This is a genomic window from Armatimonadota bacterium (assembly GCA_020354555.1).
Lineage (GTDB): Bacteria > Armatimonadota > Hebobacteria.
Genome location: CP070648.1, coordinates 4,378,523 through 4,384,327, shown reverse-complemented (window position 1 = coordinate 4,384,327; position 5,805 = coordinate 4,378,523). Strand labels below are relative to the sequence as shown.

The 5,805-nt window shown below is 66.3% G+C and carries 7 protein-coding genes; 5 read left to right on the top strand and 2 right to left on the bottom strand.

Features of this window, described 5'->3' with window-relative positions; genetic code table 11:
- A partial coding sequence (locus JSV65_17945) for a hypothetical protein (protein UCH34382.1) occupies positions 1-452 on the bottom strand: 452 nt, incomplete at its 3' end.
- Positions 445-708 (bottom strand): hypothetical protein, encoded by a 264-nt coding sequence (locus JSV65_17940; GenBank protein ID UCH34381.1) that lies wholly within the window; start codon positions 706-708, stop codon positions 445-447. The genes JSV65_17940 and JSV65_17945, both read right to left, overlap by 8 nt.
- A gap of 623 nt (positions 709-1,331) precedes the next feature.
- On the opposite strand from JSV65_17940, the gene JSV65_17935 reads away from it, so the two are divergent.
- From JSV65_17935 to dnaJ, 5 genes are all read left to right on the top strand, one after another.
- Positions 1,332-2,270 carry a DUF1559 domain-containing protein gene (locus JSV65_17935; protein ID UCH34380.1) on the top strand — a complete coding sequence of 313 codons (939 nt, stop codon included), beginning with the start codon at positions 1,332-1,334 and terminating at the stop codon, positions 2,268-2,270.
- A 455-nt stretch (positions 2,271-2,725) separates the two neighbouring features.
- Positions 2,726-3,679, top strand: a complete 954-nt coding sequence (locus JSV65_17930; GenBank protein UCH34379.1) for a transglycosylase SLT domain-containing protein — start codon at positions 2,726-2,728, stop codon at positions 3,677-3,679.
- Between the two features lie 20 nt (positions 3,680-3,699).
- Complete coding sequence (locus JSV65_17925; GenBank protein UCH34378.1) at positions 3,700-4,146, top strand: hypothetical protein; 447 nt, start codon at positions 3,700-3,702, stop codon at positions 4,144-4,146.
- Between the two features lie 198 nt (positions 4,147-4,344).
- Complete coding sequence (gene rpoZ, locus JSV65_17920; protein UCH34377.1) at positions 4,345-4,581, top strand: DNA-directed RNA polymerase subunit omega; 237 nt, start codon at positions 4,345-4,347, stop codon at positions 4,579-4,581.
- An 18-nt stretch (positions 4,582-4,599) separates the two neighbouring features.
- Complete coding sequence (gene dnaJ / locus JSV65_17915; GenBank protein ID UCH36835.1) at positions 4,600-5,712, top strand: molecular chaperone DnaJ; 1,113 nt, start codon at positions 4,600-4,602, stop codon at positions 5,710-5,712.
- Positions 5,713-5,805 lie beyond the last annotated feature (93 nt).

Genomic DNA, 5,805 nt, shown 5'->3' with positions numbered 1-5,805 from the left:
TCCTTGATCAATGCCAGCCAGTCGGCGACACGGGCGATAGTGCGGGATTCGAAATCGGTGAGCTGCTCGGTCAGGCCGCCGTGGATGTAGCAACCGATGGCGCCGAGTTCCGCGACGCGGCGGATGCAGCGCTCAGTGCCGTCAACTCCGCCGACGCTCTGGGCGATCCAGCGCAGGCCCCTGCCGTGCCGGTCCCAATAGGATTGGAGGATGCCGCCGATATGGCGATCGCCGCGCGCCTGGATGCAGTCAATGCCGTGGGCGACGCAGGATTGTAGGAACTCAACAGTCCGCTCGGGGGTGAAGAAGCGGTGCATCGCGAGGCTGGCGGCCGCGGAGATGTGCGAGTTGCCGGAGATCGGATTGCCGCCGACGATCAGTTTGGGCAGGTCGTGCCCGAGGAAGCGGACGCGCGGCACGTTGACGAGCGGCTCGCTGACCCCCTTACTCATACTTGGGCGGGATGTCGCGGCCGCAGAAGCGGCACACCGTGGCCTCGTCTTTGATGATCTCCGCACAGTACGGGCATGCGCGCAGCTTGCCCGAGGGGATAATCCACAACAGCACCCAGCCGAGCGGCCCGAGCACCACCCCCGCGGCGGCGCTCACAAAGGCGGAGTGCCCCTTGGTGGTGCCGATGGTGAGGCCCACGTAGGCGAAGACGAGCCAGACGACGACGATGACAAAGATCTCTTGCCAGGGTACCATGTGCTAGCCCTCCGCTGGCGCCCATTGTACGGGCCGCCGGGTTGAGTGTCAAGGTGATTCGTGACGGAGGGTGCGCCGCTTCGCCGGTTGACGTAATCGCTCCCTGCGCTTAGAATATGGCCGGTTCGGCCATCACCCGGGGCCGACAAGAGGGGAATAGTCCGCGTGGCGTGTCGCTGCCGAGAGGCCGCACTCATACCGCCGCAGGATCGCCCTGTGAGCGGCCGTATCGCTGCCACGCCACCGGCCCGCGCGTTCCCCACGCCCGCGGGCCGTCTTCGGATCTCCTCCCTCCACGCTGACCGCCGTTCACAGGTGCGCCGCACACATCACATAGCGCGGGATAGGTGGATGTCCCTGATTTCCCCGAGTGTTCGGCCGTGGGGTTCGTTCGCCGCCCGTCGGCCACCCGAGAAAAACCGCGGAGGACGAAAACAGGTGACTGTCCGGATCTTCCCGATTTTGCCTCGGAACACGCATTCTGGCCCAGAAACGTCAACATACCACTTCAACTAGATGAGAACCGCGGCATCCAAGGTGCGGAAGGAGGTGAAACGTACAAGGCGCCCCGGCATCTGACGTGATAGTGACACCTGCATGCACATTTGAGAAGGGGGTAACCCATGATGCGAAAGAATCGCGGTCTCACGCGCCGGCTGGGATTCACCCTGATCGAGCTGTTGGTGGTGATTGCGATCATCGCAATCCTGGCTGCCATTCTGTTTCCGGTCTTCGCGCGAGCCCGGGAGGCAGCGAGAAAGGCCACCTGCCTGTCGAACCTCAAGCAGATCGCTCTCGCGGCGCTGATGTACGCGCAGGACTATGACGAGACGCTGCCGGCAGTCAGTGCAACCGGCTTGCTGTGCAGCGCGCACCCGATAGTTCCCGCGAACCAATACGCCCCCTTTCCCATGGGCGCCCTCGGTTCCGCCGACTTCTGGCAGCTCGGGGACGTTCTCAGGCCGTACGTGAAGAGTCTGCAGCTCTTCGAGTGTCCAACGGCCAAGGTGCGGGGCAAGTATAGGGTCGAGCTACTAGGTATCGAATTTCTTGAGTGTGAGAAAGACATAGAGATCACCCCACTTACAAGCGGGCCGGCTGTTGGCGTTAGCAAAGTCGGGCGCCCAGCGGACCATCCCGAGGGTCCGTTTGGTGCTGTCGGGAGCTACTGGTGGGGTTGCGCGCATTTCGACCCCGCGGTCGGCGACTGCTCGACGCAGAACGGCAACATCGGGCCAGTCTGGGACCTCGCGCGCGATCTGGGGTATGTGACCACCGATGAGTACAATGAGCCGACGGAGTCCTGGCCCTGCGGCAACGCCCTGGGGATCTTCGATGACCCGGTGTGGAAGCCGATGACCGGGTGCCTGAGCTACGGAGTGCACGAGGGGTATAGCCAAGAGTACTGCCTGGCCCATGTGATTCCCGTGGAGTTGGGCGGCGAAGCCCCGACGATGCCGGTCGCCATGCCCGTCGCGTTCGTGGACGGACATGTCAAGTACATGCGCCTGAGTTTCTACGAGATGATGGCTCTGATGACGGCGCCGAACGAGATCCAGTAGCAGGGCTCGTTCACGGACAGTATAGTGGAGCAGGCTTCACCTTGCTTAGCTTGGGGGCAGTCAGGTAGTCTGCTGGCGCTTCGACATGCTGTGGGCATGTCACGAACTGACGGGGCTTTTGCGCCTGAGGTGTCGTGTCACGTCACTCGGCGAGGCGCCGGCGGTAAAGCGCGAGCCAGCCAATTGGGTGAGCGCCGATAGTGGGACAGCGCCTAGTACGGCGGTGTGGCAGGGGCGGCCGGGCCCCAATTCGGCCTCGGGGCGAGCTCTGGGCCGCCCCTGCGAATGCAAGTTCCCACTCATCAGCCGCTTGAGGCTTTGACAACCAGGCGCCTGTGTGGTATATACAAACAGGTATGTCGGCTTGGGTCTTGAGGTCGCGCGCTAGTTCCCCCCCAGCTCGCGCTGCGCGGGGGCCTGTCGGTTATTCCCTCGTCTTCGTTTTCGCCTTCGCCATGGCGATCGGCCGCGCATCTCCCGCATGGGCGGAGCCGGATGCGTACGACGCCGCGCTGGCCGAGCACAAGCCGGTGCCCGTCAGCGCGCTTTCCGTCATCGCCAAGGAGCCGTCGAAGTTCCTGACGCAGGCGGTGGAGCTGAGCGGCCGCATCACCGGCGTGCTGCGCGGCGAGATCGTGAGCACGGTCATCCTCAAGCTTGACCGCGGGGAGATCGTGCACCTGCTGGCCCGACCGCAGCACCAAATCGTCGCGGTCGGGGAGACGGCCCGAGCGGTGGCGCGACTGGCCGAGCCGCCGGGGGAGTCCTACACGTTCGACCTGCTGGCGATGAAGTGGACGTCGCAGCCGCAGGCGCCGGTTGACCGCGACCAGTTCTGCGCGGAGCTGGCGCAGCAGCAGCTCGCACAGGCCGGCGACAGCGGCCTCGTGCCGGCGCAGCCGCGCTACGTCCTGCCGAGCCGCGGCGACCCGCAGCCGAGCCGGGATCGCATTCTTACGGCGTACGCCGACACGATCAAGTATTTCAACCCCCGTCTGGACGAGCGCGAGCGCTACACCATCGCGAAGTACATCATTGACTTCAGCGAGCGGATCGGCGTGGACGCGCGGCTGGTGATGGCCGTCGTGGCTTGCGAGAGTAACTTCAACCAGAACGCGACGTCGCGCGCGGGGGCGATGGGCCTCGGGCAGCTGATGCCTGCCACGGCGCGCGGGATGGGGGTGCGCAACGCGTACGACGCCAAGGAAAACCTGTGGGCGGCGATCCGGATCGTGCGCGGACACCTCGAAAACCAGCAGGGCGATATCGCGCTCGCCCTCGCCTGCTACAACGCCGGTTCCGGGGCGGTGCGGCGATACGGCGGCGTCCCGCCGTACCGCGAGACGCAGAACTACATCCGAAAGGTCATCAACCTGTATCTCCAGCTGGCGCCGGAGATGGCGCGCTAGGGCGGGCGCCGGCTGGATCTATGATCTGCGCTGTACACGCCATCATCGCCGGCGCCGTCGGAGCCTCCGCCCGCAGTCGCAGCCGCGCCTTCATCGCCGGCGTCGGCACTCACCTCCTCGCGGACCTCGCGCCGCACCGGGATTTCAGCCCGCCGGTCGAACTGCTCATGACCGCGGCGGCGCTGGGCGCCATCGGCGGAGTCTCCGGTTTCAATTCGGCCGCTTTCGCGGGGGCAATCGGCGGCGTCGCGCCGGACATTGAGAATGGGCTTGCAGCACTGGGCGTATTAGCCGAGCCGTGCTTCCCGACGCACCGCGGGGCGCACGGGCGGCGCACGCCGGGGGTCCTGGCGCAGGTCGCGATATCTGCTGTGGCGTTCGGATTCCTGGTGCGGCACGCCCGGGGCGGGGCTCGCGCCGACGGCGCGCCCAAGGGCCATCAAGCGAGTTGTCCCGGGGCGGCGTGAGAGCGGCGGTTGCCGTCGGCCGGGTCGGCTTCGTCGAAGGGACATGACCTGTCGTCCCGGGATTCCGGGACTCCCGAGGCAACGGATGGTGGGCCGCGAGGTTGACGTGGGGATACCATAAGGAGTATATTTAAGTTTTGGAGTCGCGCGGGACCGCGGTGTTAGGGGTGACGTGTACCCCCACGAGGTGACTTCTGCATGAGAATACCCGACAGCGGAGCGGAACAGGATAAGGAAGTAGAGGTGGACAAACTGGCACGGAAACTCGGGAAATACACCTTGGTTGTGGCGGTGGCGAAGCGAGCGCGCGAGATGAAGGAGCGCACGACACGCGCGCCGCTCGGGCCGAGCCCGGCCAGCTACATTGAGCGGGCACTGCGTGACGTCGAGAAAGGGCAAGTCAAGATAGTGCGCAGCCGTGAGGAGCAGGCGTAGCGGTTTTCTACGATGCGCATGCAGCAGGACTATTACGAGATGCTCGGCGTGGCGCGCGACGCGACGGCCGAGGAGATTAAGCGAGCCTACCGCAGGCTGGCGCGCGAATGCCACCCCGACGTTAACCCCGGCGATGCGAGCGCGGAGAGCAGGTTCAAGGGAATCGCCGCGGCGTACGAGGTGCTGAGCGACCCGCAGAAGCGCGCGCGCTATGACCGCTTCGGCCACGCCGGGGGGCGCGGCGGGTTGGACGACTTCGGCTTCGACTTCGGCGGCTTCGGCGACCTGTTCGAGTCCTTCTTCGGAGGCATGGGGCGCAGCGCCCGGGTGCAGGTCGAGGAGCGCGGCAGCGATCTGCAGTGCGACGTCGAGGTCACGCTCGCGGAGGCGGCGACCGGAGTGCAGCGCCCGGTCAATGTGTCGCGCATGCGGGCCTGTTCGACCTGCGAGGGGAGCGGCAGCAAGTCCGGTTCGCAGCCGACGGCCTGCCCGTCGTGCCACGGAGCCGGGGAGGTCCGCCGCACTTCGAGCAATGTCTTCGGCATGCGCTTCGCAACGGTCACGACGTGCGATCGCTGCCGCGGCGGCGGCACGGTGCACTCGGACCCGTGCTCGAACTGCTACGGCACCGGCCGCGAGCGGGTCCCGGAGCAGATGACCGTGAGCGTTCCGGCGGGCGTGGAATCGGGAATGCGGCTGCGGCTCCGCGGCGAGGGCGACGCCGGGCTGCACGGCGCTCCGGCCGGGGATCTTCACGTCAACGTGCACGTCAGCCCGGATTCGTTCTTCGAGCGCCGGGGCACCGAGCTGATATGCGAGATACCGATTCCCTTCACCGCCGCGGCGCTGGGCGGGACGGTCACCGTGCCGTGCCTCGCCGGCACGTCGGAACTGCGCATCCCCGCGGGGACGCAAAGCGGCACGGTGTTCCGGATCCACGGCAAAGGGATGCCCGACATCAACGCCGGACGGCACGGCGATCAGCACGTCGTAGTGCGCGTGGTGGTTCCGACGCGCCTCACGTCGGAGCAGCACAGGCTGCTGGAGAAGTTCGCACAGGCCGGCGGCGACGCGGTGGGAGAGCAGGAACGCAAGCTCTTCGATCGGCTGAAGGACGCCTTCGGCGGGTAAGGCTGCGGCCGGGCGCGATCCGTCTTCTCACTCCCATCTCTCGAAGCGCAGCACCTCGCCCAACTTGCGCTTCGGCACGCGCACGACCCCATC

Excerpts from the sequence above, each read along its gene's own strand:
- JSV65_17925 (UCH34378.1), top strand. The coding sequence starts at position 3,700 with ATGATCTGCGCTGTACACGCCATCATCGCCGGCGCCGTCGGAGCCTCC.
- JSV65_17935 (UCH34380.1), top strand. The coding sequence starts at position 1,332 with ATGATGCGAAAGAATCGCGGTCTCACGCGCCGGCTGGGATTCACCCTG.
- rpoZ (UCH34377.1), top strand. The coding sequence starts at position 4,345 with ATGAGAATACCCGACAGCGGAGCGGAACAGGATAAGGAAGTAGAGGTG.
- JSV65_17940 (UCH34381.1), bottom strand. The coding sequence starts at position 708 with ATGGTACCCTGGCAAGAGATCTTTGTCATCGTCGTCGTCTGGCTCGTC.
- JSV65_17930 (UCH34379.1), top strand. The coding sequence starts at position 2,726 with ATGGCGATCGGCCGCGCATCTCCCGCATGGGCGGAGCCGGATGCGTAC.
- dnaJ (UCH36835.1), top strand. The coding sequence starts at position 4,600 with ATGCAGCAGGACTATTACGAGATGCTCGGCGTGGCGCGCGACGCGACG.